24 protein-coding genes and 1 tRNA gene are annotated in these 25510 nt (G+C 72.3%); 6 read left to right on the forward strand and 19 right to left on the reverse strand.

Translation table 11 applies throughout. The features are described 5' to 3' along the window. Positions 1-3: 3 nt before the first annotated feature. Together ACYVF4_RS01195 and lepA are read right to left on the reverse strand one after the other, a co-directional pair. Positions 4-654, reverse strand: coding sequence for a DUF1990 family protein (locus ACYVF4_RS01195; RefSeq protein WP_460718932.1), 651 nt, complete (start codon positions 652-654; stop codon positions 4-6). Between the two features lie 59 nt (positions 655-713). Next, positions 714-2579 (reverse strand): translation elongation factor 4, encoded by a 1866-nt coding sequence (lepA, locus tag ACYVF4_RS01200; RefSeq protein WP_460718934.1) that lies wholly within the window; start codon positions 2577-2579, stop codon positions 714-716. 76 nt (positions 2580-2655) lie between these two features. Here lepA and ACYVF4_RS01205 point away from each other — a divergent pair, with 76 nt between their 5' ends. Beyond that, a complete protein-coding gene (locus ACYVF4_RS01205; protein ID WP_460718936.1) occupies positions 2656-3375 on the forward strand; it encodes an alpha/beta fold hydrolase in 720 nt (239 codons plus the stop codon). Positions 3376-3489: 114 nt separating this feature from the next. Beyond that, positions 3490-3750 (forward strand): 30S ribosomal protein S20, encoded by a 261-nt coding sequence (gene rpsT, locus ACYVF4_RS01210; RefSeq protein WP_460718938.1) that lies wholly within the window; start codon positions 3490-3492, stop codon positions 3748-3750. A 151-nt stretch (positions 3751-3901) separates the two neighbouring features. Here rpsT and holA read toward each other — a convergent pair whose 3' ends face one another. From holA to ACYVF4_RS01235, 5 genes are all read right to left on the reverse strand, one after another. Further along, positions 3902-4939, reverse strand: a complete 1038-nt coding sequence (holA, locus tag ACYVF4_RS01215; protein ID WP_460718940.1) for a DNA polymerase III subunit delta — start codon at positions 4937-4939, stop codon at positions 3902-3904. A gap of 9 nt (positions 4940-4948) precedes the next feature. Further along, positions 4949-7282 (reverse strand): ComEC/Rec2 family competence protein, encoded by a 2334-nt coding sequence (locus ACYVF4_RS01220; RefSeq protein ID WP_460718942.1) that lies wholly within the window; start codon positions 7280-7282, stop codon positions 4949-4951. A gap of 1 nt (position 7283) precedes the next feature. Beyond that, on the reverse strand, positions 7284-7865 hold the full coding sequence (locus tag ACYVF4_RS01225) for a ComEA family DNA-binding protein (RefSeq protein WP_460720712.1): 582 nt from the start codon (positions 7863-7865) through the stop codon (positions 7284-7286). Between the two features lie 165 nt (positions 7866-8030). Then, on the reverse strand, positions 8031-10616 hold the full coding sequence (gene leuS, locus ACYVF4_RS01230) for a leucine--tRNA ligase (protein ID WP_460718944.1): 2586 nt from the start codon (positions 10614-10616) through the stop codon (positions 8031-8033). Between the two features lie 55 nt (positions 10617-10671). Further along, positions 10672-11997 carry an anthranilate synthase component I family protein gene (locus ACYVF4_RS01235; RefSeq protein WP_460718946.1) on the reverse strand — a complete coding sequence of 442 codons (1326 nt, stop codon included), beginning with the start codon at positions 11995-11997 and terminating at the stop codon, positions 10672-10674. A 42-nt stretch (positions 11998-12039) separates the two neighbouring features. Between ACYVF4_RS01235 and ACYVF4_RS01240 the strand changes: the two genes are divergently transcribed. Genes ACYVF4_RS01240 through ACYVF4_RS01250 form a run of 3 tightly spaced genes read left to right on the forward strand, consistent with a single transcriptional unit; the run spans position 12040 to position 14482 of the window. After that, positions 12040-12693, forward strand: coding sequence for a DedA family protein (locus tag ACYVF4_RS01240; protein ID WP_460718948.1), 654 nt, complete (start codon positions 12040-12042; stop codon positions 12691-12693). 6 nt (positions 12694-12699) lie between these two features. Then, a complete protein-coding gene (locus ACYVF4_RS01245; protein ID WP_460718950.1) occupies positions 12700-13734 on the forward strand; it encodes an App1 family protein in 1035 nt (344 codons plus the stop codon). A 28-nt stretch (positions 13735-13762) separates the two neighbouring features. Continuing rightward, the gene (locus ACYVF4_RS01250) at positions 13763-14482 is read left to right on the forward strand and encodes an SOS response-associated peptidase (RefSeq protein ID WP_460718952.1); all 720 of its coding nucleotides are present in this window, start codon (positions 13763-13765) and stop codon (positions 14480-14482) included. Between the two features lie 25 nt (positions 14483-14507). On the opposite strand, the gene ACYVF4_RS01255 is transcribed toward ACYVF4_RS01250, so the two are convergent. The 11 genes from ACYVF4_RS01255 to rplU form a co-directional block, all read right to left on the reverse strand. Next, positions 14508-15734, reverse strand: a complete 1227-nt coding sequence (locus ACYVF4_RS01255) for a glycoside hydrolase family 3 N-terminal domain-containing protein (RefSeq protein WP_460718954.1) — start codon at positions 15732-15734, stop codon at positions 14508-14510. A 61-nt stretch (positions 15735-15795) separates the two neighbouring features. Further along, positions 15796-15868 (reverse strand) — tRNA-Ala (locus ACYVF4_RS01260). 75 nt (positions 15869-15943) lie between these two features. After that, entirely contained in the window at positions 15944-16321 is a 378-nt protein-coding gene (gene rsfS / locus ACYVF4_RS01265; protein WP_460718956.1) for a ribosome silencing factor, read from the reverse strand. Continuing rightward, the gene (locus ACYVF4_RS01270) at positions 16318-17403 is read right to left on the reverse strand and encodes a hypothetical protein (protein WP_460718958.1); all 1086 of its coding nucleotides are present in this window, start codon (positions 17401-17403) and stop codon (positions 16318-16320) included. Before ACYVF4_RS01270 ends, rsfS begins: the two co-directional genes overlap by 4 nt. Next, positions 17400-17996 (reverse strand): nicotinate-nucleotide adenylyltransferase, encoded by a 597-nt coding sequence (gene nadD, locus ACYVF4_RS01275; protein WP_460718960.1) that lies wholly within the window; start codon positions 17994-17996, stop codon positions 17400-17402. Before nadD ends, ACYVF4_RS01270 begins: the two co-directional genes overlap by 4 nt. Before the next feature lie 10 nt (positions 17997-18006). Beyond that, a complete protein-coding gene (locus ACYVF4_RS01280; protein WP_460718962.1) occupies positions 18007-18231 on the reverse strand; it encodes a hypothetical protein in 225 nt (74 codons plus the stop codon). Positions 18232-18281: 50 nt separating this feature from the next. After that, a complete protein-coding gene (locus ACYVF4_RS01285) occupies positions 18282-19541 on the reverse strand; it encodes a glutamate-5-semialdehyde dehydrogenase (protein WP_460718965.1) in 1260 nt (419 codons plus the stop codon). A 9-nt stretch (positions 19542-19550) separates the two neighbouring features. Beyond that, positions 19551-20378, reverse strand: a complete 828-nt coding sequence (gene proB / locus ACYVF4_RS01290; RefSeq protein ID WP_460718967.1) for a glutamate 5-kinase — start codon at positions 20376-20378, stop codon at positions 19551-19553. Beyond that, positions 20375-21883 (reverse strand): GTPase ObgE, encoded by a 1509-nt coding sequence (gene obgE, locus ACYVF4_RS01295; protein ID WP_460718969.1) that lies wholly within the window; start codon positions 21881-21883, stop codon positions 20375-20377. The genes proB and obgE overlap by 4 nt, the downstream gene beginning before the upstream one ends. A gap of 94 nt (positions 21884-21977) precedes the next feature. Continuing rightward, a complete protein-coding gene (rpmA, locus tag ACYVF4_RS01300; RefSeq protein ID WP_460718971.1) occupies positions 21978-22235 on the reverse strand; it encodes a 50S ribosomal protein L27 in 258 nt (85 codons plus the stop codon). Between the two features lie 18 nt (positions 22236-22253). Next, positions 22254-22562: a 50S ribosomal protein L21 gene (gene rplU, locus ACYVF4_RS01305; protein WP_460718973.1), complete on the reverse strand. Its 309-nt coding sequence runs from the start codon at positions 22560-22562 to the stop codon at positions 22254-22256. A 157-nt stretch (positions 22563-22719) separates the two neighbouring features. Here rplU and ACYVF4_RS01310 point away from each other — a divergent pair, with 157 nt between their 5' ends. Continuing rightward, on the forward strand, positions 22720-22986 hold the full coding sequence (locus ACYVF4_RS01310) for a DUF4031 domain-containing protein (protein WP_460718975.1): 267 nt from the start codon (positions 22720-22722) through the stop codon (positions 22984-22986). A gap of 1 nt (position 22987) precedes the next feature. Here ACYVF4_RS01310 and ACYVF4_RS01315 read toward each other — a convergent pair whose 3' ends face one another. Beyond that, positions 22988-25327: an Rne/Rng family ribonuclease gene (locus ACYVF4_RS01315; protein ID WP_460718977.1), complete on the reverse strand. Its 2340-nt coding sequence runs from the start codon at positions 25325-25327 to the stop codon at positions 22988-22990. Positions 25328-25510: the final 183 nt, after the last annotated feature.

Here is a 25510-nt window from a genome sequence, read left to right on the forward strand (position 1 = left end):
GGGTCACGCCGGCGTGGCGTACAGCGGCGAGATCGCCCGCAGGTAGCCGGTGAACAGCCCGCGACGCCGGCGCTTGACCATCGCCGGAAGCAGCCGGTAGAGCACGGAGGACGGCGCGTCGAAGGCGCGGACGGTGAACCACACCTCGTCGTTGTCGAGCCAGTCGAGCATGAAGGACTCCTCGCCGCTGACCACCGACCCGCTCACCGTCCCGAGGGCGTACCCCACCCGGCGCGGCTCGTCGACGGCGAGGATGACCCGCAGCTCGCCCGACGCACGGTGTCCGGCCACGCGGCCGTCCACCGTGACGGTGGTGCCGGCGGCGACGTACGGGGTGCCGTCCTGATCGAAGCGCTGATCGGCGTCCGTGCGGCTCGGAGCCACGGCATTGCCCTCGCTGTCGAAACTCACGCCCGAGTACATCGGGCCGGATGCCGGGCGCACATCGGTCAGGCGCAGCCCCGCTCCGCGGAGCGCCGCCCAAGACATCAGGGCGTCCGAGGCGGTCTGGAAGCGCGACTCGCCGCTGCCGATGCGCCAGGACTCCTCGGCCGGGACGCTCCGCTCCGGCGGATACTGCATGAGATCGGGCGCCTGCGTGGCGCCCACGGCTGCGTAGTCGACCGTCTCGTCCCTGAACGTCCCGCGGCGCATGGTCTCCAGCGTAGCCGCGGCCCCTGCGCGCCCGGTGTGAGCGGGCGCGGGCCGAGAGGCTACTTCTTCTCCTTGCCCTCGACGTCGCCGGACAGCGCCGCGATGAACGCCTCCTGCGGAACCTCCACGCGCCCGACCATCTTCATGCGCTTCTTGCCCTCTTTCTGCTTCTCGAGGAGCTTGCGCTTGCGGGTGATGTCACCGCCGTAGCACTTGGCGAGGACGTCCTTGCGGATGGCGCGGATGTTCTCGCGCGCGATGATGCGCGCGCCGATCGCCGCCTGGATCGGCACCTCGAACTGCTGCCGCGGGATGAGCTTGCGCAACCGCTCGGTCATCATCAGGCCGTACGCGTACGCCTTGTCGCGATGGACGATCGAGCTGAAGGCGTCCACCTTCTCGCCCTGCAGCAGGATGTCGACCTTCACCAGGTCCGCCGTCTGGGAGCCCGCCGGCTCGTAGTCCAGGCTCGCATAGCCCTGCGTCTTGGACTTCAGCTGGTCGAAGAAGTCGAACACGATCTCGCCGAGCGGCATGTTGTAGCGCAGCTCGACGCGGTCCTCGCTCAGGTAGTCCATTCCCAGCAGCGACCCGCGTCGGGACTGGCAGAGCTCCATCACGGTGCCCACGTAGTCCTTGGGCAGCAGGATGCCGACCTTCACGACGGGCTCGGACACCTCGGCCACGCGCCCGTCGGGGTACTCGCTGGGGTTGGTGACGACGACGTTCTCGCCGGTGTCGGTGGTGACCTCGTAGGTCACCGACGGCGCCGTGGTGATGAGGTCGAGGTCGAACTCCCGCGACAGGCGCTCGGTGATGATCTCGAGGTGGAGCAGGCCGAGGAACCCGCAGCGGAACCCGAAGCCCAGGGCCACCGAGGTCTCGGGCTCGTACTGCAGGGAGGCGTCCGACAGCTTCAGCTTGTCCAGGGCCTCCCGCAGCACGGCGTAGTCGCTGCCGTCGATCGGGTAGATCCCCGAGAAGACCATCGGCTTCGGGTCGGTGTAGCCGGCCAGCGGGTCGGCCGCAGGCTTGCGCGCATTGGTGATGGTGTCGCCCACCTTGGACTGGCGGACGTCCTTCACCCCGGTGATGAGGTAGCCGACCTCGCCGACGCCGAGGCCGCGCGTCGGGGTCGGCTCGGGGCTGGAGACCCCGATCTCGAGCAGCTCGTGCGTCGCGCGGGTGGACATCATCTGGATCCGCTCGCGCGGCTCGAGCTTGCCGTCCACCATCCGCACGTAGGTCACGACACCGCGGTAGGAGTCGTAGACGGAGTCGAAGATCATCGCACGCGCGGGCGCGTCGGCGTCGCCGACGGGAGCGGGGATGTCGCGCACGATGCGATCGAGGAGCTCTTCGACGCCCTGGCCGGTCTTGCCGCTGACGCGGAGCACGTCGTCGGGGTCGCCGCCGATCAGCCCCGCGAGCTCGTTCGCGAACTTCTCGGGGTCCGCCGCCGGCAGGTCGATCTTGTTGAGCACCGGGATGATCTGCAGGTCGTTCTCGAGCGCGAGGTACAGGTTGGCGAGGGTCTGCGCCTCGATGCCCTGCGCGGCATCCACCAGGAGGATCGCGCCCTCGCACGCCGCCAGCGAGCGCGAGACCTCGTAGGTGAAGTCCACGTGCCCGGGGGTGTCGATCATGTTCAGGGCGTACACCGGCTCGGCGCCGCCGTCCGCGGGAACGGCCCACGGCATCCGCACCGCCTGGGACTTGATCGTGATGCCGCGTTCGCGCTCGATGTCCATGCGGTCGAGGTACTGCGCGCGCATGTCGCGGTCCGAGACGACGCCGGTGATCTGCAGCATGCGGTCGGCCAGCGTGGACTTGCCGTGGTCGATGTGGGCGATGATGCAGAAGTTGCGGATGCGCTCGGGGGGCGTGGCGGCAGGCTCGAGCGAGGTGAGGGCGCGGGGTGACATGTCCGCAGAATTCTACCGGGCGCCCGGAGGGCCCATCGGTGCGCCCGGCGGGATGGGTGCTGGGTACCGTGGGAGCATGGCGGTGCAGGTGGTCCTCGTGCACGGCATCCGCACGTCTGCCACCATGTGGCGCTCGCAGGTGTCCTACCTGCAGCGCCGCGGGAATCCGGTGACCGCCGTCGACCTGCCCGGGCACGGGACCCGCATGAGCGAGACCTTCACCCTGGAGTCCGCGCTGCGGACCGTCGACGAGGCGGTGCGGGCCGCGGCGGACCGGGGCCCGGTGCTGCTGGTGGGCCATTCGATGGGCGGCCTCGTCTCGATCGAGTACGCCGGAAGCGAGAGCGCGCCTCCGGTGGCGGGCCTCATCGCCGCCTCGTGCACCGCCATCCCCCGCGGCGTGGGCCTGGCGACGTACCGGCTGCTCGCGCGCGGATTCGACCGGCTGCCCGGGCGAGGACAGTGGCTCGCCGACCAGGTGCTCGACCGGACGCTCCCCGCCGAGACGCGGGCGGACTTCGGCGCGGGCGGATACGCCTACGACACGCAGGACATCGCCCTGCGGAGCCTGTCGGTCCTCGACCTGCTGGCCGCCCTGCGGCGCATCGAGGCGCCGATCTGGTTCGTCAACGGCCAGTACGACCAGCTGCGCGTGAACGAACGGCTGTTCCTGCAGGTCGCACGGCATGCGGAGCTCATCGTGGTCCCGCGCACCAGCCATCTGGTCACCGCCATGCGTCCCACCGTGTTCAACGCCGTGCTGGAGCTGGCGATCACGACACTCGAGCAGACCTGATAAACTCGCTGATTGGCTTGCGTGTGGGTTCTTCCCTCACGACCGCCGTGCGGCATCCCTCTCCTGCCACTCGGCAACACCATCGATCAACTCCGAACGAAAGAACGTCGACACGTGGCGAACATCAAGTCGCAGGTCAAGCGCAACAAGACCAATGAGAAGGCGCACGAGCGCAACAAGGCCGTCAAGAGCGAGCTGAAGACCGAGGTGCGCCGCACCCGCGAGGCCGTCGCCGCCGGTGACAAGGCCGCCGCCGAGAAGGCGCTGGTCAAGGCCGCCAAGAAGCTCGACAAGGCTGTGAGCAAGGGCGTCATCCACAAGAACCAGGCTGCGAACCGCAAGTCGGCGATCGCGAAGCAGGTCGCCGCTCTCTGAGCCGGTACGCACCGACGGCCCGTCCCCGCCAGGGGGCGGGCCGTCGTCGTCGTGCCCGCGGACCCGCCGGGCCGCCGCGCCGACCGGCCCCGTCGCGTCAGACCAGCCCGTCGCGTCAGACCAGCCCGTCGCGTCAGACCAGCCCGTCGCGTCAGACCAGGCCGTCGCCGCGCGTGGCGATGACCGTGACGAGCCGCTCCAGTGCGAACACCGGATCCCGCGAGGCGCCCTTGACCTCGGCGTCCGCGCGTGCGGCGGCCTGGATGGCCGCGCCCAGCGCGGACTCCGTCCAGCCGGACAGATCCCGTCGCGCCCGGTCGACCTGCCAGTCCTTCATCCCGAGACGCCCGGCCAGTGCGGCCGCGGGTTCGCGGCTGCCCGCCACGCGCGCCATGATGCGCAGCTTCGAGGCGATCGCCGCCACCATCGGCACCGGATCCGCTCCCGAGGCGAGCGCGTGGCGCAGTGCGAGGAGCGCTTCGCCGTAGCGTCCGGCGATGGCGGTGTCGGCGACGGTGAACGCCGACGTCTCCACCCGGCCGCCGTAGTAGCGCTCTACGACCTGGTCGGTGATGTCGCCGTCGACGTCGGCGATCAGCTGCTGGCACGCCGCGGCGAGTTCGGTGACGTCGTCCGCGAACGCGGCGACCAGGGTCCGCAGGGCCGTCGGGGCGATGCGGCGCCCAGCGGCCTGGAACTCCCCCGCCGCGAAGTCGAACCGCTCCCCCTCGCGCTTGATCGCAGGGCAGGCGATCTCGACGCCGCCGCCTGCGCCGGCACGGATGGCGTCCAGGAGCTTCTTCCCGCGCACGCTCGCCCCGGTGTGCCGCAGCACCACCGTCGCCCCGTCCTGCGGCGCCTCGAGGTAGGACAGCGCCTCGCTCAGGAACGCGTCGGAGCACTTCTCCACGCCCGACACCCGCACCAGGCGCGGTTCGCCGAACAGCGACGGCGAGGTCGTGGCCAGCAGCGTTCCGGGCGCGTAGTCGTCGGCCCGCACGTCGGACACCTCGAGGCTGGCGTCCTCGGCACGCAGCCGCTCCCGGACGCCGGCGATGGCACGCTCGCCGCACACCTCTTCGGGACCGGAGACCAGGACGACCGGCGCGGGCCGCGGGTCGCGCCAGGACAGCTGCGGGATCGCGCTGCGCGGTGCGGCGGCCGGTCGCCGGCGCGGGGTGGGGGCCATCGCTCCAGCCTATCGACGGTCTGCGACGCCCCCGTTCTCGCGCCACACCGCCACGCCCCCCGCGGTGGGCCACACGGCGACCGCACCGTCGAGGTCGGTCCGCACAGTGCGCGCGCCCAGACCGCGCAGGACCCCGAGGATCTCGTCCCTGGGGTGGCCGTACCCGTTGCCGTCGCCGACCGAGACGATCGCGAGCGACGGCGCGGCGCGTTCGTAGAGCTCGTCGAGCTGATCGGCGCTGCCGTGATGGGCGACCTTCACCACCGCGTACGGGGGGCGCCACCCGCCGCTGCGCAGCAGGGCGCGCTGCGGCGCCTCGGACAGATCGCCCAGCAGCAGTGATCGCGGGATGCCGCCGCCGCCCACCTCGAGGACGACGCTGGCGTCGTTGCCCGGCGGCCACGCCCGCACCGCCGCGTCGGGCCACAGCACGCGCCAGTGCGCCGCGCCGAGCGCACCGGCGTCGCCGGCGGCGACGTGCCGCGTGTGCGCGCCCGCAGCGGCGAGCCCCCGGAGGATCGCCGCGGCGTCGCCGCCTGCCGGGCCGTGCAGCACCTCCGCCACCCGCCCGGTCAGCACGCTCGCCGCTCCGGCATGGTCGCGATCGAAGTGGGTGAGGACGAGCAGGTCCAGATCCGCCACCCCCGCTTGCGCGAGACAGCGCTCGAGCGCCTCGGGGTCGGGTCCGGTGTCCACGAGCGCGACGGCGTCGCCGCTGCGCAGCAGCATCGCGTCCCCCTGTCCCACGTCGCACTGCAGCACGGCCCACTCGTGGGGCACCGTCCAGGGCGCCGCCCACGTGGCCAGGGCGAGCACCCCCGCCATGACGCCCGCAGCCGCGAGCAGTCCTGCCCGCGCGGTCCGGCGCCGCCATCCGTCCGCGGCGACGAGGGCGACCACGACCAGCGTGCCGATGCCCGCCAGCGCCGCCGCACCGATCGGCCCGGAGCCCCAGGGCAGCGCGCCGGCGGGGAGCGTCGACGTCGTGGCGGCGGTCGCGGCGATCCAGGATGCCGGTACCCACGCGATCGTGGCGAACCCGGCGGCAAGCGGCGGGATCGCGGCGGTGAGGCAGGCGAGCAGACCGAGCACGGTGGCCGCGGGTGCGGCGGGACCGGCGAGCAGGTTTGCCACGACGCCGTACGTCGGCACGGTGGGCTCGATGAGGATCAGCAGCGGGCCGCACGCGAGCTGCGCCGCCAGCGGCACCGAGACCGACAGCGCGAGCGCCCGAGGCATCACGCGCGCGAGCGCCGTCGAGAGCGGGCGGGCGAGGATCAGCAGCGACGCCGTCGCCGTCGTCGACAGCGCGAAGCCCAGGGACGCGGCCAGCCACGGATCGACGACGAGCAGGATCGCGACCGCGACCGAGAGCACCGCGATGCCCGCGCCGGCGCGGCCGAGCAGCAGGGCTGCCATCGCGATGAGCGCCATGGTGGCGGCACGCACCACGCTCGGCTCGGGGGTCACGAGCACCACGAAGGCGCCGAGGACGACGGCCCCCGCCGCCACCCGTGCACCGCGGGGAGCGCCCGCCGCAGCGGCTACCAGGTAGGCGATCGCGACGACGAGTGCGCAGTTCGCGCCCGACACCGCCGTGAGATGCGAGAGGGACGACGCCTTCATCTGCGCGTCGAGTTCGGCGCTGACCGCGCTGGTGTCTCCGACGGACAGACCCGGGATCAGGCCGGCGCCGGGCCCGGGCAGTGTCCGCACCGCCGCGAGCAGGTCGGCGCGCAGAGCCGCCGCGCCCTCGAGGATGCCGGGCGGACCGGCCGTCACCTCGGTGCGCGGCGTTCCCGCGGAAAGCACGAAGACGGCGCGTTCGCCCGGCCGTGCGCTCCGGGCGGATCCCGCGGCGCGGAGCTCGGAGCCGACGTCCAGGCGCGGCCCGGGGACCAGCACGGCCACGGCCTCGCCTGTCATCCAGATCTCGATCGGCACCTCGGCGGGGCGTGCGTCGGCCCCGACGGTCACCGTCCTGGTCACCGCATCGAAGGCGACTCGCCCTCCGGCGCGCGGCTCGATCTTGCCCGTGACGACCGCCTCGACCGACACCGCTCGCCCGTCCCCCGCAACCAGCGTCGCCACCTCTGCGCGCAACGGCGCCGCGAAGGCGATGTGGGAAGCCGTCGCCGCGGCCAGAGCGGCTCCCGCGATCACCGCGAGCAGACCGGCCCGTCGCGGCGGACCGGGGCGCGCGAGGTGCGCGAGCAGGCCGAGCGTCGCGCACCACAGGGCCAGCGCCGCCCAGGGCGCGGCATCCGGATGGAGGATGAGCACTCCCGCGACGCCCCACGCGGCCGCGGCGGCGGGGACGAGCCGCATCCCGCGCGAGGCCACGTCAGACCCGCACCAGGTCGCGGAGCCCCTCGAGGATCGTCTCGCCGATCCCGGGCACGGCCAGCAGATCGTCGACGCTGCGGAAGCCGCCGTTGCGGGTGCGCCAGTCGATGATGCGCTCCGCGAGCGCCGGTCCGATCCGCGGCAGCGTCTCGAGGGCGCCGGCATCGGCGGTGTTGAGGTCGACCGGCCCTCCTGCAGTCGCGCCGTCGCCCGCGCCGGCTCCCCCGGCGGCCGGCGCTTCACCCGGGACCGGCACGTGGAGCTGCTCGCCGTCGACCACCGCGCGAGCGAGGTTCACCGCCGCACGGTCGGCGCCGTCGGCGTATCCGCCGGCCGCGGCGATCGCGTCCACCACCCGCGCGCCGGGAGCCAGCACGTAGAGGCCTTCGCGGCGCACCGCACCCGAGACGTGGACGTAGACGCGCTCGGCCGCGGGTGCGGACGGCGTCGGTGTGCCGGACGACACCGCCCCCGGCGGGTCCACGGCCACCTCCTCGACCGGGGCGACGGCGGAGCGGACGAGCCCGATCCCGACGGTGACGGCGAGGGCAGCCAGCACGAGGACCACCGCGGCGCCCATGCCCAGCCGCCGTCGCGGGGCGGCCGGAGCCGCCGTCGTCGCCGTTCCCACGCCCGCCACTCAAGCGCACCGGGCACGGGCACCGTGCCCGGCCGGCGGATCGGGGGAACGATCGGGCCGGGAGCCGGCCTGGGGAGGAGACGCCGCGACGGGTCGCGGTGACGGTCAGTGCGTGCTGAAGCTCACGACCTTGGGCGGGCGGACGACGGCGCGCGTGATCTGCCGGTCGCCGAGGGATCGCTGCACCTTCTCGTCCGTGCGGGCACGCGCTTCGAGCTCCGCGGCGTCGATCCGCGTGGGCACCACGAGCGTGGCGCGCACCTTGCCGTCGATCTGCACGACCGCGGTGACCGACTCCTCGGTCAGCAGCGTCGTGTCCGCCGACCGCCAGGTCACCAGTCCCACGAACGGCTCGTATCCCAGCACCTCCCACATCTCTTCGGCGGTGTGCGGGGCGAAGAGGTCGAGGATCATCGCGGTCACCTCGGCCGCCTCGCGGACGGCGGGATCGGCGGGGCCCGCTCCGGAGTCGATGACCTTGCGGGTGGCGTTGACCAGTTCCATCAGTCGCGCGACGACGACGTTGAACTTCGTCTGCTCGACCAGGCCCGGGGCGTCCGCCAGCAGCCGGTGCGTGACGCGGCGGAGCCCGCGGTCGCCCTCGGCCCACACCACGTCCGGCTCGCTCGTGACGTCGTGCGCCACGCGCATCGCCCGGGCCAGGAACTTCTGCGCGCCCGTGGTCGAGACGTCGTTCCAGTCCTTGTCGTCCTCCACCGGGCCCGCGAAGGCGAGGGCCACGCGCAGCGCGTCCGCGCCGTGTGCGTCGAGCTCGTCCTGGAAGAGGACCAGGTTGCCCTTGCTCTTGGACATCTTCGCCCCGCCCAGGATCACCATCCCCTGGTTGATCAGGCTCGAGAACGGCTCCGTGAAGTCCACGGCGCCCATGTCGTAGAGGACCTTCGTGATGAAGCGGGCGTAGAGCAGGTGCAGGATGGCGTGCTCGACGCCGCCGATGTAGAAGTCGACCGGGCCCCACTTGTCGGCCTCGCGCGCCGAGAACGGCTCGGTCGAGCTGTCCGGCGACAGGAAGCGCAGGAAGTACCAGGAGCTGTCGACGAACGTGTCCATCGTGTCGGGATCGCGCAGCGCCGGCTCGCCCGTCTCGGGATCGACGGTGGCGACCCACTCCGCCGCGCCGCCGAGGGGCGAGGTGCCCTTCGGGGTGAGATCGAGGTCCCCCGCCTCGGGCAGCCGGATCGGCAGCTGCTCGTCGGGGACGGGGACGATCCGCCCGTCGGCGGTGTGGACCATCGGGATCGGCGTGCCCCAGAAGCGCTGGCGCGAGATCAGCCAGTCGCGCAGCCGGTAGGTCTTGGCCGCGCGCCCGGCGCCGAGCGACTCGAGCCGGTCGATCATGCGGGCGATGGCGTTGCGCTTGGACAGCCCGTCGAGTTCCTGCGAGTTGATCATGCGGCCCTCGCCCGTCAGGGCGATCCCGGTGCGCGCGGGATGGATGTCGTCCAGCCCGTCGGCGCCGAGGCTCGGATCGATCGGCACGCCGTCCTCGTCGAGCTCGATCACCGGGATGGCGCCGGTGATCGGCGCGGTGGTGTCGACGACGACCTTGACAGGCAGGTCGAACGCGCGGGCGAAGTCGAGGTCGCGCTGATCGTGGGCGGGCACGGCCATGACGGCGCCGTGCCCGTAGTCGGCGAGGACGTAGTCGGCCGCCCAGATCGGCAGCCGCTCGCCGTTGACGGGGTTGATCGCGTACCGCTCGAGGAAGACGCCGGTCTTGGGCCGGTCGGTGCTCTGACGTTCGATGTCGGTCTCGCGCTGCACGCGGTCGAGGTAGTCCTGGAAGCGCATGCGCACCTCGGCCGAGGAGCCGGCCGCCAGCTCGGCGGCGAGGTCGCTGTCGGGGGCGACGACGAAGAAGGTCGCGCCATGGAGGGTGTCCGGGCGCGTCGAGAAGACGGTGACCTTGCCGGGACGACCCTCGATCTCGAAGTCGATGTCGGCGCCGACGGAGCGGCCGATCCAGTTGCGCTGCATCTGGATGACCTTCTGCGGCCAGAAGCCCTCGAGCTGATTCAGGTCGTCGAGCAGGCGGTCGGCGTAGTCGGTGATCTTGAAGTACCACTGGGTCAGTTTCTTCTTGACCACCTCGGCCCCGCAGCGCTCGCAGCGGCCGTCGACGACCTGCTCGTTGGCCAGCACCGTCTGGTCGTTGGTGCACCAGTTGACCGGGCTCTCCTTGCGGTAGGCGAGCCCGCGCTCGTACATGCGCTGGAACAGCCACTGGTTCCAGCGGTAGTACTCCGGGTCGCTGGTGTGCAGGACGCGGCTCCAGTCGAACGAGACCCCGTAGGCGCGGAAGCCCGCCTTCTGCTGGGCGATGTTGGCGTAGGTCCACTCCCGCGGATCGGCTCCGCGCTTGATCGCGGCGTTCTCGGCGGGCAGGCCGAAGGAGTCCCACCCGATGGGGTTGAGGACGTTGTAGCCGCGGTGCCGCCACGAGCGGGCGACGATGTCGGAGTAGAGGTAGTTCTCGGCGTGCCCCATGTGCAGGTCGCCCGAGGGATAGGGGAACATCGCGAGCACGTACTTGCGGGGACGGCTGTCCTCGTCGCCACCGGCGCGGAAGGGATCGGCGTCGGCCCAGCGCGCCTGCCACTTGTGCTGGACGGCGTGCGGGTCGTGACCGCCGTCGGCGGGCGCGGTGGAGTCGGGGGGAGTCTGGCTCACGGAACGGGTACCAATCCTGGGTGGCGCGGAAGGCGCGCGAAGCGCATCGCCCAGGTTACCCGACGCCCACCTGCGCCCACTCGGCGGGCAGGCGGGCGCCGACGGCTGCGAGGGGCCCGGTCGCCTTCAACGCGACCTCCGCGACCTCGGCGGCCGGACGGGAGCGCCAGGTGATCCCCCCGCCCGCCCCGACGTAGGCACCGTCGGCGTCGATGAAGACGGACCGGATGACCATCGCCAAGTCCATTCCGCCGTTCTCGCCCACCCAGCCGAAGCAGCCGGCGAACACCCCCCGCGCCGAGCCCTCGAGACGGTGCAGGATCTGCATCGCCGACAGTTTGGGCGCCCCCGTCATGCTCCCGGCGGGGAAGGCCGCGTCCCAGAGGTCGCCGGCGCTCACGCCGCCGGTCAGCACCCCCGAGACCGTGCTGACCAGCTGATGCACCGCCGGATAGGACTCCACCTGCAGCAGCGCGTCCACGCCGACGCTCCCGGCCACGCACACCCGCGAGAGGTCGTTGCGCATGAGGTCGACGATCATGACGTTCTCGGCCCGCTCCTTCACGTCGGTGCGCAGCTCCTCGGCCAGCGCCGCATCGCGCGCGGCGTCGGCGCCGCGGGGCCTGGTTCCCTTGATGGGCGACGTGCGGACGGTGCCCGCCGCGACCTCGAGGAAGCGTTCGGGACTGGCGCTGGCGAGGGCGCGCCCGCCGATCCGGATCAGTCCGCCGTGATGGGCCGGGTGCGCCGCCCGCAGGCGCTCGTACGTCGCGATCGGATCCCGCCGACCCGGGACGCTGAAGCGCGTCGTCAGGCACAGCTGGTACGCGTCGCCCTCGCGGATGGCCGCTCGGCAGGAGTCGATGAGCGCGGCGTACTCCGCGGGGCTGTGGCGGGCGACCGCGGCAGCCACGGCGCCGATCTCGGGATCCGACAGGCGCGCCTCGGCGGGCGGCCGGCAGACCTCCGCGGCGAGGTCCCCCGCGCGATCGGGGGCACCCACCGCCCAGGCGGATCGGGTCGCATGGTCGAAGGCGACCCACTCCCGCGCGCGGATCCACGCCGCGCCGTCCGCCGGCGACGACTCCGCCACGGGCGCACCCGCCCGCCGGGCGGCGTCCTCGTACCCCAGCCAGCCGACCCAGCCCCCGCGGAAGGCCCCCGCGGGCCATGTGTCGTCCCCCTGTCCGGCCAGCGGCACCGCGCGGACCCGCTCGGGGTCGCGTTCGGGCTCCCCCGCTCCCACGTAGCTCCAGCCCTCGCGGGCGTCGGCTCCGGCATCCAGCCAGAAGGTCGCCGGCTCGCGCCCGCTCAGCAGCCGGTGAACGGATGCCGGGTCCACCCATCGCGACAGTCGGACGGCGCGGGCACCCCTGGTCATCCCCCCAGGCTACGGCGGCGCGGCGCGCTCTAGGCTCGAGGCGTGAACGAGTTCCTGACGGCGCTGCTGGATGCCGTCCAGAGCGTGGACCCCGTGCTGCGGACCGTGCTGGCGGGACTCGCGATCATGCTCGAGACGAGCGTGCTGGTCGGACTGATCGTCCCCGGCGACACCATCGTCATCGTGGCGGGGACCGCGGTGGCCTCGCCGCCGGAAGGCGTCGTCCTCGGGCTCGCCGTGATCGCCGGGGCGCTCGTCGGCGAGAGCATCGGGTTCTGGCTGGGCCGTGTGCTCGGCCCCGCCATCCGCCGCTCCCGGCTGGGGCGGCGCATCGGCGAGGCGAACTGGCGGCGCGCCGAGGGCTACCTGCGCCGGCGCGGCGGACCGGCGATCTTCCTCTCCCGGTTCCTGCCGGTGCTGCACTCCCTGGTCCCCCTCACCGTCGGGATGAGCGGCTTCCCCTACCGGCGGTTCCTCGCCTGGACGCTGCCGGCGTGCGCACTGTGGGCGGTGCTGTACGTGTCGGTCGCCGCCGCGGCGGCCGGGACGTACCGAGAGCTGTCCGAGACCGTGCACGCCGCCGGCTACATCTTCGTCGGCGTCATCGTCGTCTTCCTCGTGCTGGTGTGGGTGAGCAAGAAGATCATCGAGCGGGTGGAGCGCAAGCACATCCACGGCGAGGACATGGAAGACTGAACGGCGATGGCCCGATCCGATGTCTCCTCCCGCACCGACGTGCTCTGGCTGGCCCGGCTGGAGCACCGCTTCCACTCCTGGCGCGAGAGGCGGGCCCGCGCGCGCGGCCTCACCCCGAGCGTCACCCCGTTCCCCGGCTATGCCGGCGCCGACTGGGTCCGCGTCCTCGCGCGCGTGCTGATCCTGCCCCCGCCTCCCCGCGCCGAGGCCGGCGAGTACGCCCGCATGCGCGGCTGGCGAAGCTTCGTGGCCGTTCCGATCAGCTACGCCCAGGTGAAGGTCACGATCGGCGGCGTCACCCACGAGGTGGTGGCCGACCGCGGCGGGGTGATCGACGCGGTGCTGCCCGCCCGCCTCGAGCCCGGCTGGCAGACCTACACGATGACGGTCGAGGGCGGCGAGGCGGCCGAGGCGCGGACGTACGTGGTCGACCCGTCCCAGCGGTTCGGCATCGTGTCCGACATCGACGACACCGTCATGGTGACGGCGCTGCCCAGACCCCTCATCGCGGCCTGGAACTCCTTCGTCGTCGACGAGCACGCCCGGCAGCCCGTGCCGGGGATGGCGGTCCTGCTCGAGCGCATCGTGCGTGAGAATCCCGGCGCGCCGCTGGTGTACCTCTCGACGGGCGCCTGGAACGTCGCCCCGACCCTCATCCGGTTCCTGCGCCGGCACCTCTATCCGTCGGGCGCGATGCTGCTCACCGACTGGGGACCCACCCACGATCGGCTGTTCCGCAGCGGCAAGATCCACAAGGCGACGAACCTGCGCCGGCTGGCGCAGGAGTTCCCCGATGTGAAGTGGCTGCTGATCGGCGACGACGGCCAGCACGACGACGAGCTGTACACCACATTCACCAGCGAGCATCCGGCCAATGTGGCGGGCGTCGCGATCCGCCGCCTGTCCCCCGCCGAGGCCGTCCTCGCGGGTGGCCGGACCGCCGTCAACGACCATTCCGCGGCCTCCGTGCCGTGGGTGACCGGGTCCGACGGGGCGAGTCTGCTCAAGCGACTGCAGTCGGTCGGCATCGTCACCGACTGAGATCGGCGGGTCCGCGTAGCCTGGGAGCATGTGCGGACGTTTCGTCGTCGCCCACGCCGGCTCCGAGCTCGTGGGAGTCCTCCGCGTCGATGTCGAGGGCGAGGATCTTCCCGCGCCGTCGTACAACGTCGCCCCGACCGCGCGCGTGGCCATCGTGCTGGACTCCGCCAAGACCGAACCGCCCACCCGGCGTCTCGAGGCGGCCCGCTGGGGCCTGGTCCCCGGCTGGGCGAAGGATCCCGCGATCGGCGCCCGCGCCTTCAACGCGCGGTCCGAAGAGCTGCAGGACAAGCCGATGTTCCGGGGTGCGCTCGACAAGCGCCGCGCCGTCGTCCCGGCATCCGGCTATTACGAATGGAAGCGCGAGGGCGACGCGAAGATCCCGCACTACATCCACTCCGCCGACGGCTCCCCGCTGTTCCTCGCGGGCCTGTACGAGTGGTGGCGGGACCCGGCTCGCGCGGACGACGACCCGCAGCGGTGGATGCTGAGCTTCACGATCCTCACGCGCGACGCGATCGGCCGCCTGGGCTCGATCCACGACCGGATGCCGCTGTTCATGGACCCCGACCACGCCGACGCGTGGCTGGATCCGGACACCGACAACGTCCGCGATGTCCTGGATGCCGCCATCGACGCCGCCCCGGCGGTGGCCGCCACGCTCGAGGACCATGTCGTCTCGCGGGCGGTGGGGAACGTCCGCAACGACTCCCCCGACCTCATCGAGCCCGTCGCCGACGGCGCCTGAGCGACGTCATCCCGGGCTGCGCAGATCAGTGCCGCGCGGCGTCGCAGCCGGTGCACGGCAGAAGCGCGCTGCCCCGGTCGGCCGACTGCACCCGCAGGGTCGTCACGCGGACGGCGGCCTCGCGCAGACGCTCGGGGGCGAGCTCGCCCCGCTCGACCGCCGCGACGATGCCGTCGACGATCCGGGGCGCCGTCGCGGCATGCGAGAACATCACCGTCAGCACCATGTCGTTCCCCGCCGCCAGCGCGCGGACCGCGTTGCGCACCGGATCCCGGTACTCGCGCAGGCCCGACGCCTGGAGCATGCCCAGGTCGTCGGTGATCGCGACGCCTTCGAACCCGAGGTCCTCGCGCGCGATCTCATGCCACCGCACCGAGAGCGAAGCGGGGGCGGCATCGACGGCCGTATAGGCCAGGTGCCCGAACATCAGCAGCGGCGCCCCCGCCTGGATCCCGGCGGCGAACGGGGCGCCGTCGGTGTCACGCCAGCGCTCCAGCGACATCGATGTGCGCGGGATGCCGACGTGCGAGTCGCCGGGAGCGGCGCCGTGCCCCGGGAAGTGCTTCAGCGTCGTCAGCACGGCATCCGCCTCGCCCTCGACGGCGCCGGCTACCCGCGCGGCGGTGCCTCGGGGCGAGGTGCCCAGCGCGCGACGGTGGATGAACGACGAGCTGTCGGGCGCGACGTCGGCCACGACGCCGAAGTTCACATCCATGCCGCCCCGCGCCACCAGAGCGGCCCGCGCGGCGAAGGCGAGGCGCGCGGCGGCGGGGTCCTCCCGCTTCAGCGTCAGTGCCGAGGGCAGGTCGTCCCACGGCAGCCGGGACACGTCACCGCCCTCCTGGTCGATCGCGAGGAGGGGCGGCAGGTCGGGGTCGGGCGTGAGGGCATGGGTGAGGGCCCGAAGGGACGCTTCGCTCCCGGGGACGTTCCCTCCCATGAGGATGAAGCCGCCGAGTCCGCTGTCGGCCATGTACTCGCGCAGACGCGCGCGATCTGTTCCCGCGACGTGTCCCATGACGACGCTCGCCGCGCGCTCGCGGACGCTCATCCCGTCGACGATGCGTTCGGCCTCGGCGCCGGCGTCCTCGGGCGCGGCGGCGGCGACGGTCACGGTTGGGGACGCCGCGGCGGAGGCCGCCGGGGAACCGCCCGATCCTTCGACGGCCGGGACGGCGACGGCGAGGATCGCGGCCGCCAGCGCCGCGTACCGCCATCGATCCCGCATCGCGCGCCGCCCTCGTCCCGTCATGTCCGTGTCGTGTGCAGAACGAAGAAGACCCCCGGATTCCCGGGGGTCTTCTTCGTGTCGGTGGACCTGAGGGGACTCGAACCCCTGACCCCCTGCATGCCATGCAGGTGCGCTACCAGCTGCGCCACAGGCCCTCTTCGCCGCCCTCGCGGGGCAACCCCATAAGCCTACAACATGTCGGCGGGTGCTCCGAACCGGGGCGGCGGGTGTCACTCCCCGGGCGTGTGCGCGGGCACCTCGAAGGGCACCACGGGGCAGTCCTTCCACAGCCTTTCGAGGCCGTAGAACATGCGCTCCTGCTCGTGGAAGACGTGGACGACGAGGTCGCCGAAATCGAGCAGGATCCAGCGCGACTCCTCGCGCCCCTCGCGGCGGAGGCGCTTGTGCCCGGCCTCGAGCAGCTTCTCTTCGACCTCGTCGGCGATCGCGGCGACGTTGCGCTCGTTCCGGCCCGTCACCAGCAGGAAGACGTCCACGAGCGGCAGCGGTCCCGACACGTCCAGCGCGACGAGATCCTCGCCGCCCTTGGCATCGGCGGCGGTGGCGGCGACCTGCAGCATGTGCCGTGCCTGGTCCGTCGCGGTCACGAGAACACCCCCGTCACGAACGCGAGGATGAGCACGCCGACCAGCGCCAGCGCGAGCGCGCCGGCCGTGATGGCGAGCGTCAGCATGAGCCGGCTGCCCTTCTCGGGCGCCGGCGGCTTGATGATCTCGCCCGCCGTCTTGGATGTGCTGATGGCGGCGCTGGCCGCGATCGGCGTCGGGGACGAGTGCGCGGGCAGTTCGCCGTCGACGAGGACCGCGTCGACCTCTTTGCCGTCGGCGGCGCCCAGGGCGTGGCCGGTGGAGCCGAGGCCCTCGGGCAGGTTGAACGTGCCGGTGATCAGCACGTCGCCGGTCGAGGTCACCGGGGCGACGAGTGGGGCGGCCGCGGGCGTCTGCGACACGATCAGGGCGTGCGGCGCGCTCGACGAGGCGGTGGGCGAACGGCTCAGCAGCTGATCGAACGACGGCGGCAGGTCGATCGGCGCCGCGTCCCCGGCGAGGAGCCCTGCTCCGAGCGCGGGATTGACGACGCGCTCGGGCTCCACCTCGACCACCGAGGCGGTGTCCGCCACCTCGCCGGACGACGGTTCCGGCACGGACGCGAGCTCGCGCTCGACCACGGGGGCCGCGGTGGCCGTGCGCGCCCCGGACATCGCCGCGGCGTGCGCCGAGACGAGGTCGGGGGTGATCACCGGCACGGATGCCGTGCGGATGCGCTCCTGCTGGCGTGCCTGGCGGCGGGTCAGGGGCGAGGCGGCGGTGGCGGCCGACGAGGCGGGCGGCGCGTCGGCCGCGGTCTCATCGTGCCCGGCGTCTTCGGCAGAAGGGGCCTCCGGCACTTCGGGTGCGGAGGCCGGGGCGGGCATCGGGAGCGCCTCGACGAGCGGCATCGGCGCGAGAGCCGGAGCGGGCTCGGCCTCGGCGGCGGGCTCTGCGGCCGGAGCCGACTCGGCCTCCGGAGCCGGCTCGGCCTCGGCGGCCGGCGCGGGCTCGGACTCGGTCGTTGGGACGGACTCGTCGGGCGCGGACGGCACCACGATGGGGGTCGCCCCCGTGTTGCGGATCTCGCGCAGCTGTCTGCGGGTGAGCGGTGGGGTGGCCGGCTGCTCGGGTTCAGTCATTCCTTGCTCCGGTAGAGGTGATGCTTCGCAATGTATTGGACGACGCCGTCGGGGACGAGATACCACACCGGATGTCCTCGTTCCACGCGTTCCCGGCAGTCCGTCGACGAGATGGCGAGGGCGGGTATCTGAAGCTGGCTGACGTCGTCGCTGGGCAGACCTTCGGTGCTCAGTTCGTGGCCGGGTCGCGACACGGCCACGAAGTGCGCGAGGTCCCAGAGCTCATCATGGTCCCTCCAACTGAGAATCTGCGCCAAGGCGTCGGCACCGGTGATGAAGAAGAGCTCGGCGTCCGGGCGCAGCGACTTCAGGTCGCGCAGCGTGTCGATCGTGTAGGTCGGCCCGGCACGGTCGATGTCCACGCGGCTGACGGTGAAGCGCGGATTGGAGGCGGTGGCGATCACCGTCATCAGGTAGCGGTGCTCGCTCGGCGAGACGTCGCTCTTCTGCCACGGTCGCCCGGTGGGGACGAAGACGACCTCGTCGAGGTCGAAGGACTGTGCAACCTCGCTCGCGGCGACGAGGTGACCGTGGTGGATGGGGTCGAACGTGCCGCCCATCACCCCGATCCGCGGGGCGCGCGTCGCCGTCATGCGGAAGGCCTCAGTGGCCGTGCCCCGCCCGGTGGACGTCGTTGGCGTGGGCGCGGGCGTAGGCCTCGGCCTTGTGCGAGTGGCGGTTGGCGACGTTGCGGTAGGACGCCGTCACGAGGGCGAGCGCGCCGAAGACGACCATCGCGACCGCGCCGTACCAGAAGGTCTCGAGGGCGACGTTGCCGTGGTGCTCAGCCTCTTCCGCTGCCAGGGCGATCATCATGGCGAAGGTCATTCGTGCTCCGTTTCGTCCGCCCCGGACCGGGGCCTCATCAGTTTATGTCGTCAGGCTCGCACCTGACCCGCGCCGCGCGCGAGCCACTTGGTGCTGGTGAGCTCGGCAAGGCCCATGGGTCCCCGCGCGTGCAGCTTCTGGGTGGAGATGCCGACCTCGGCGCCGAAGCCGAATTCGCCGCCGTCGGTGAACCGCGTCGAGGCGTTGGCCATGACCACCGCGGAGTCCACCTCGGCCAGGAACCGCTCGGCGGCGTCGTGGTCCTCGGTGATGATCGACTCGGTGTGGTGAGTCGAGTATCGACGGATGTGCGCCAGCGCGGCGTCGAGGTCGTCGACGACGCGCATCGCGACGTCGAGGCTGAGGTACTCGTCGGACCAGTCCGCGTCGGTGGCGGGGACGACGCCCTCGGCGAGAGCGGCCACCTCGGCGTCGCCGTGCACCGTGACCCCCTGGGCGCGCAGCGCCTCGACCACCGGCGAGACGAGTCGTTCGGCCGCCGCTCGGTGCACCAGCACCGTCTCTACGGCGTTGCAGACGCTCGGCCGCTGCACCTTGGCGTTGACCACGATGTCGCGGGCCCACTCCTCGCGCGCGGTGGCGTCCAGGAAGACGTGGACGACGCCGGCGCCGGTCTCGATGACCGGAACCTGCGACTCCGTCACGACCGTCTCGATGAGCTGAGCACTGCCGCGCGGCACCAGGACGTCGACGATGCCGCGGGCGTGCATGAGCTCGCGGGCGCCGTCGCGACCGAAGTCGTCGACGGTCTGGACGGCGTCGGGCGAGATGCCGACGCGGGCGAGGGCGCCGCGGATGACGTCGATGAGCGCGGCGTTGGTGCGCTCGGCGGCCGAGCCCCCGCGCAGCACCACGGCGTTGCCCGAGCGAAGAGCGAGAGCGGCGATGTCGACCGTGACGTTCGGACGGGCCTCGTAGATCGAGCCCACGACCCCGAAGGGCACCGTGACCTTCGTCAGACGGACGCCGCCGGCGATGGTGCGCTCGTCCAGCACCCTGCCCACCGGGTCCGGCAGGGCGGCGATGTCACGGACGGCCGAGGCGAGGGCGCGCACGCGCGCGCTGTCCAGGCGCAGGCGGTCCCGCAGCGCCTCGGACAGGCCGGACTCCGCGCCGCGCGCGAGGTCGTCGGCGTTGGCCGCGACGATGCGGTCGGCAGCCGTCTCGATGTCGTCGGCGATGGCCAGGAGGGCGTCGCGCTTGGCCTCGTCGCCGAGCAGGCCGACCTGCCGCGATGCGGCCTTGGCCGCCAGCATCCGATCGCGCGCCGAGACAAGGGTGGAGGTCATCGTCACAGCTTACCGAGGGTGGCGAACCGGCCCCGTGACGGGGGCGGCGGCGGGCTCCGGGTTCGGGTCGAACCACGTCCCGATGTCGTCACCGACCAGGGCCGCTCCGACGAGATCCGCGCTCGTGACCAGCACGCCGATGCCGGCTGCGGCCGCCAGGCGGGCCGCGGACACCTTGGTCGCCGCGCCGCCGGTGCCGACGGAGTTGACCACGACTGAGCCGAACTCGAAGCCGTGCAGATCCTCGCCATAGGTCAGCCGCGTGATCGGCCGGGCCCCCGGCTGGTCCGGCGGGCGGGTGTACAGGCAGTCGATGTCGCTGAGCAGCACGAGGGCGTCGGCGGCGATCAGCTCGGCCACCAGTGCCGCCAGGCGGTCGTTGTCGCCGAAGCGGATCTCGTGGGTGGCCACGGTGTCGTTCTCGTTGACGATCGGCAGGATCCGAAGGCCCAGCAGCCGCTCCATCGCGCGACGGGCGTTGGAGCGATGGGTGGCGTTCTCGAGGTCCCCGGCGGTCAGCAGCACCTGTCCCGCGACGATCCGGAACGGGCGCAGCGCGTCCTGATAGCGGTAGATGAGCACGTTCTGCCCGACGGCGGCGGCGGCCTGCTGCGTGGCGAGGTCGGCGGGGCGCTCCTCGAGCGACAGGAACGGCATACCGGTCGCGATCGCCCCCGAAGACACCAGCACGACCTCGGTGCCGCGCGCGTGCGCGGCCGCCAGGGCTTCGACGATGGGCTGGATCTTGGCGGCGTTCTCACCGCTGATCGAGGACGACCCGACCTTCACGACGATGCGTCGCGCGGTGGCCAGGTCGCTGCGCTGCCGCGCGGTCACTCGTCGTCTCCGCCGTCCCAGCCGCGCTCGGCCAGCCGCTCGGATTCGAGCTCGGCGCGCGCCTGCGCCTTGGCGTCCATGCGGTCGTGATAGCGCTCGCGGCGCTCCGACGTCGTGCGGCGGTTGCTCTGGTCCAGGCGCGGATCGGTGCCGCGCGGCGCCGTCATGAGCTCGGCCACCGAGCTGAGCGCGGGCTGCCAGTCGAAGACGATGCCGTCGCCCTCGCCGATGACCACCGTCGACCCCGGCTCGGCACCGGATTTCAGCAGCTCGTTCTCGACGCCGAGCTTCTCGAGGCGATCCGCGAGGTACCCCACCGCCTCATCGTTCTGGAAGTCGGTCTGCTGGACCCACTTGACGGGCTTGTCCCCCAGGACGCGGTAGATGTTGCCGTACGTGCCGCCCTCGACACGCACGGTGAACTCGCGGTCGGCGCCCTTCGGGCGGATCACGATCCGCTCCGGTGCGGCGGTCGCGACGGCCGCGGCGCGGTGCTCCTCGATGATCCCGCCGAGCGCGAAGGTCAGCGGCCGCAGGCCCTCGTGACTGACCGTCGAGATCTCGAAGACGCGGAATCCCCGCGCCTCGAGCTCGGGGCGGACGAGGTCGGCGAGCTCCTTGGCCTCGGGCACGTCGATCTTGTTCAGGGCGACCAGCTGCGGGCGGTCCAGCAGCGGGATCTGCCCGTCCGGCACGGGATAGGCGGCGAGCTCGGCGAGGATCACGTCCAGGTCGCTGAGGGGATCGCGCCCGGAGTCCAGCGTCGCGCAGTCGAGCACGTGGACGAGCGCCGTGCACCGCTCGACGTGGCGCAGGAACTCCAGGCCCAGGCCCCGGCCCTCGCTCGCGCCCTCGATGAGCCCGGGGACGTCGGCGACGGTGAACCGGACGTCACCGGCCTGCACGACGCCGAGATTCGGGTGGAGGGTCGTGAACGGGTAGTCCGCGATCTTGGGGCGGGCCGCCGAGATGGCCGCGATGAGGCTGGACTTGCCCGCCGACGGGTATCCGACCAGCGCGACGTCGGCGACGGTCTTCAGCTCGAGGACGACGTCGCCCTCCCAGCCGGGCGTGCCGAGCAGCGCGAAGCCCGGGGCCTTGCGCTTGGGCGAGGCGAGGGCGGCGTTGCCCAGACCGCCGAGTCCACCCGGCGCCACGACGACCCGGACGCCGGGATCGATCATGTCCGCCAGGACCTCGCCGGCCGGATCCTTCACCACGGTGCCGACGGGGACGGCGAGTTCGAGCGACTCCCCCGCGGCGCCGGAGCGGTTGTCCCCCATGCCGAAGCCGCCGTTGCCGGCGGAGCGGTGCGGCGAGTGGTGGTAGGACAGCAGCGTCGTCACCTGCGGGTCGGCGACGAGGACGACGTCGCCGCCGTGGCCGCCGTTGCCGCCGTCGGGGCCCGCCAGCGGCTTGAACTTCTCACGGCGCACCGACACGCATCCGTTGCCGCCTCTTCCGGCGCGCAGGTGCAGTGTGACGCGGTCGACGAACGTGACCATGCGCTCCCCCTCGGTGGTTGTCGGATGTGTGCGGGTGTGCAGGGAGGGGGCGAGCCGAAGCCCGCCCCCTCCCGAGGTGTGTGGACCGAGCGGATTACTCCGCGGCCGCCACGATGTTGACGACCTTGCGACCGCCCTTGTGGCCGAACTCGACCGAACCGGCCGACAGCGCGAACAGGGTGTCGTCGCCACCGCGGCCGACGTTGGCGCCGGGGTGGAAGTGCGTGCCGCGCTGGCGGACGAGGATCTCGCCGGCGTTGACGACCTGGCCGCCGAAGCGCTTCACGCCGAGGCGCTGGGCGTTGGAGTCACGACCGTTGCGGGTGGAGCTTGCGCCCTTTTTGTGTGCCATCTTCTACGTCTCCCTGGCTTACTTGATGCCGGTGACCTTGACGCGCGTGAGGTCCTGACGGTGCCCCTGGCGCTTCTTGTAGCCGGTCTTGTTCTTGAACTTCTGGATCACGATCTTCGGGCCGCGCTCCTCGCCGAGGACCTCAGCGGTCACGGTGACCTTCGCGAGCTTGTCGGCGTCGGTCGTGACGGCGTCGCCGTCCACGAGCAGGACGGCGGGCAGCTCGAGCTTGTCGCCGACCTTCGCCTGCTGACGGTCGAGGACGACGATCGTGCCGACCTCCACCTTCTCCTGCCGGCCGCCGGCGCGCACAACTGCGTAAACCACTTCACACCTGTTTTTCTTCTGGGAGCGCACGCGCTCGGGATGTCAGACAAGACGCGGTGCGGATGTCTCGACGCACCAAAGGGATACTTTACCGGATGCCGGGACCACAGGCAAAAGCCCGCACCCGCGTGTCGGGCTCCGGCCGTAGGATCGGCGCGTGGCCATCCTGATCGACGACCCCCGCTGGCCGGCGCACGGCCGCCTGTGGGCGCATCTGGTCAGCGACAGCGACCTGGACGAGCTCCACGCCTTCGCCCGCGCGCACGGCATCCCCCGCCGGGGATTCGACCGGGATCACTACGACGTCCCTGAGGACGCGCACGCGCGCCTGGTCGCCGGCGGCGCCCAGCACGTGTCCGGACACGAGCTGGTGCGCCGGCTGATCGCCTCGGGCCTGCGGGTGAGGGCGCGCGACCGCCACTGACTCACTCCTCGGGCTGGTGCGCGACGGGCGTGCCGGTCAGGGCGGCGGTGGTGACCCGCCGCCGACCACGGCCCTGACCGGGCGCCTTCGGCTCCGGAAGGGCGTTGAGCACCGAATCCAGCAGCATGTCGGTCTCGGTCTTCGGCGCGCGGGATGCCGCGTCCTGGCGCTTCTTGCGCTTTTTCGTCCGCTCGGCCGGACGCTGCTCCTCCGCGGCCGGGACCGGCGCCGGCTCGAGCTGCGGCGCCTCGACGGCGGCGGGCACCTCGTCGTGGTGGTGGATCGTCGAGGCGGCGATCTGGGCGAGCGCCGACTTGACCCCCTCGGTGATGACGTGCGTGCCGCCGTTGCCCGCGGCGGGCTGCGACGAGCCGTTGCCGCCGCGCGAGCGCCGGCCGGACGACGCGGGCGGGCCGCCGGCGGTCCGGTGCTTGACGACGGGGTCGTGGTGCACGATGACGCCGCGCCCCGCGCACACCTCGCACGCCTCGCTGAAGGTCTCGAGCAGACCGAGCCCGAGCTTCTTGCGGGTCATCTGGACGAGCCCGAGCGACGTGACCTCGGCGACCTGGTGCTTCGTGCGGTCCCGGCTGAGGCACTCCACGAGCCTGCGCAGGACGAGGTCGCGGTTGGACTCCAGGACCATGTCGATGAAGTCGACCACGATGATGCCGCCGATGTCACGCAGCCGCAGCTGGCGGACGATCTCCTCCGCGGCTTCGAGGTTGTTCTTCGTGACCGTCTCTTCGAGGTTCCCGCCCGAGCCGACGAACTTCCCGGTGTTGACGTCGATGACCGTCATCGCCTCGGTGCGGTCGATGACGAGCGAGCCGCCCGAGGGCAGCCACACCTTGCGGTCCAGCGCCTTCTCGATCTGCTCCGTGATGCGGAACTCGTCGAACGGGTCGTGATCGGACTCATACGCCTCGACCCGCTCGAGCAGGTCGGGCGCCACGGACTCGAGGTACTTCGAGATGGTGTGGTGGGCGTCCTCGCCCTGGATGAGCATCTTCGAGAAGTCCTCGTTGAAGACGTCCCGGACGATCTTGACCAGCAGGTCGGGTTCGGAGTGAAGCAGCGCGGGGGCCTGCATGCTCTGCACCTGCGTGCCGATGTGCTCCCACTGCGTGGTGAGCCGCTGGACGTCCCGGGTCAGCTGCTCCTCGGTGGCACCTTCGGCCGCGGTGCGCACGATGACGCCGCTGGACTCGGGAAGGACCTCCTTGAGGATCTTCTTCAGCCGGGCGCGCTCGGTGTCCGGCAGCTTCCGCGAGATGCCGTTCATCGCCCCGCCCGGTACGTACACGAGGTAGCGTCCCGGCAGCGAGATCTGGCTGGTCAGTCGTGCGCCCTTGTGGCCCACGGGATCCTTCGTCACCTGGACCAGGACCTTGTCGCCGCTCTTGAGCGCGAGTTCGATGCGCCGAGGCTGGTTGCCCGTCTCGACGGCGTCCCAGTCGACCTCGCCGGAGTACAGCACGGCGTTGCGACCGCGCCCGATGTCCACGAACGCCGCCTCCATGCTCGGCAGGACGTTCTGGACGCGGCCGAGGTAGACGTTGCCGATGAGCGAGGCGTCCTGGCTGCGGGCGACGTAGTGCTCGACGAGCACGTTGTCCTCGAGGACGGCGATCTGGATGCGGCCGTTCTTGGAGCGGACGATCATCACGCGGTCGACGGCCTCGCGGCGCGCCAGGAACTCCGCCTCGGTCACCACGGCACGCCGGCGTCCGGCCTCGCGGCCGTCGCGACGGCGCTGCTTCTTGGCCTCGAGCCGTGTGGATCCCTTGATGCGCTGCGGCTCGGTGATCAGCTCGACCGCGCGCTTGCGCGGCTCGCGTTCGCCGGTGTCGGCGGGCTCGTCCGCCGACGCGCCGCCGCGGCGCCGCCCGCGACGCCGCGAGGACGACGATGCGGCAGGCGCCGCGGCGTCGTCCTCGAGGGGACGCGCCTGACCGGGGCGGGGCGGCAGCAGCGTGATCTCGGGGGCGTAGAAGTGCAGCTGGGTCGACACCGACGACACGAAGGTCTCGGGCAGCAGGCCGAGGCTCACCGCAGTGAGCGCGGCGGGCTCCTGCGCGGCCGGCTCCTGCGCCTCGGGCTCGGTAGGGGCCGCAGCGGCCTCGGCGGGCGCTTCCGCCGTCGGCTCGACCGCGTCGCCGGCGGCGTCCTGGTCGGGCGACGCCTCGGCCGGGGCGGCCTCGTCGACGACCGGCGCCGCGGTGGGCTCCTCGGCGAGCGGGGCGTCGGCGGCTTCCGCTACGCCGACGGACGCGGCATCCGCCTGCGTCTGATCCTCGGGGGTGTGGTGGTCTTCTCGGTCGGCTGTCTCATCGGCCATCACTGGCTTACTCCCTGCGGGCGCACCGCGCGTCGCCCGGCGAAATCTCGTGCGGCGCCGCACCTGCGGTGCCGCGAACTCACTCGGTGTGGAGCGATCCCGGCGCGTGTCGCGGGGACGCTCCCTGCAAGGGCGATCGTCGCCCTGAAGTCTTCGGTGATGCGGTGGCGGCGCGGCCGCGAC

Source organism: Microbacterium aureliae, from assembly GCF_054780155.1.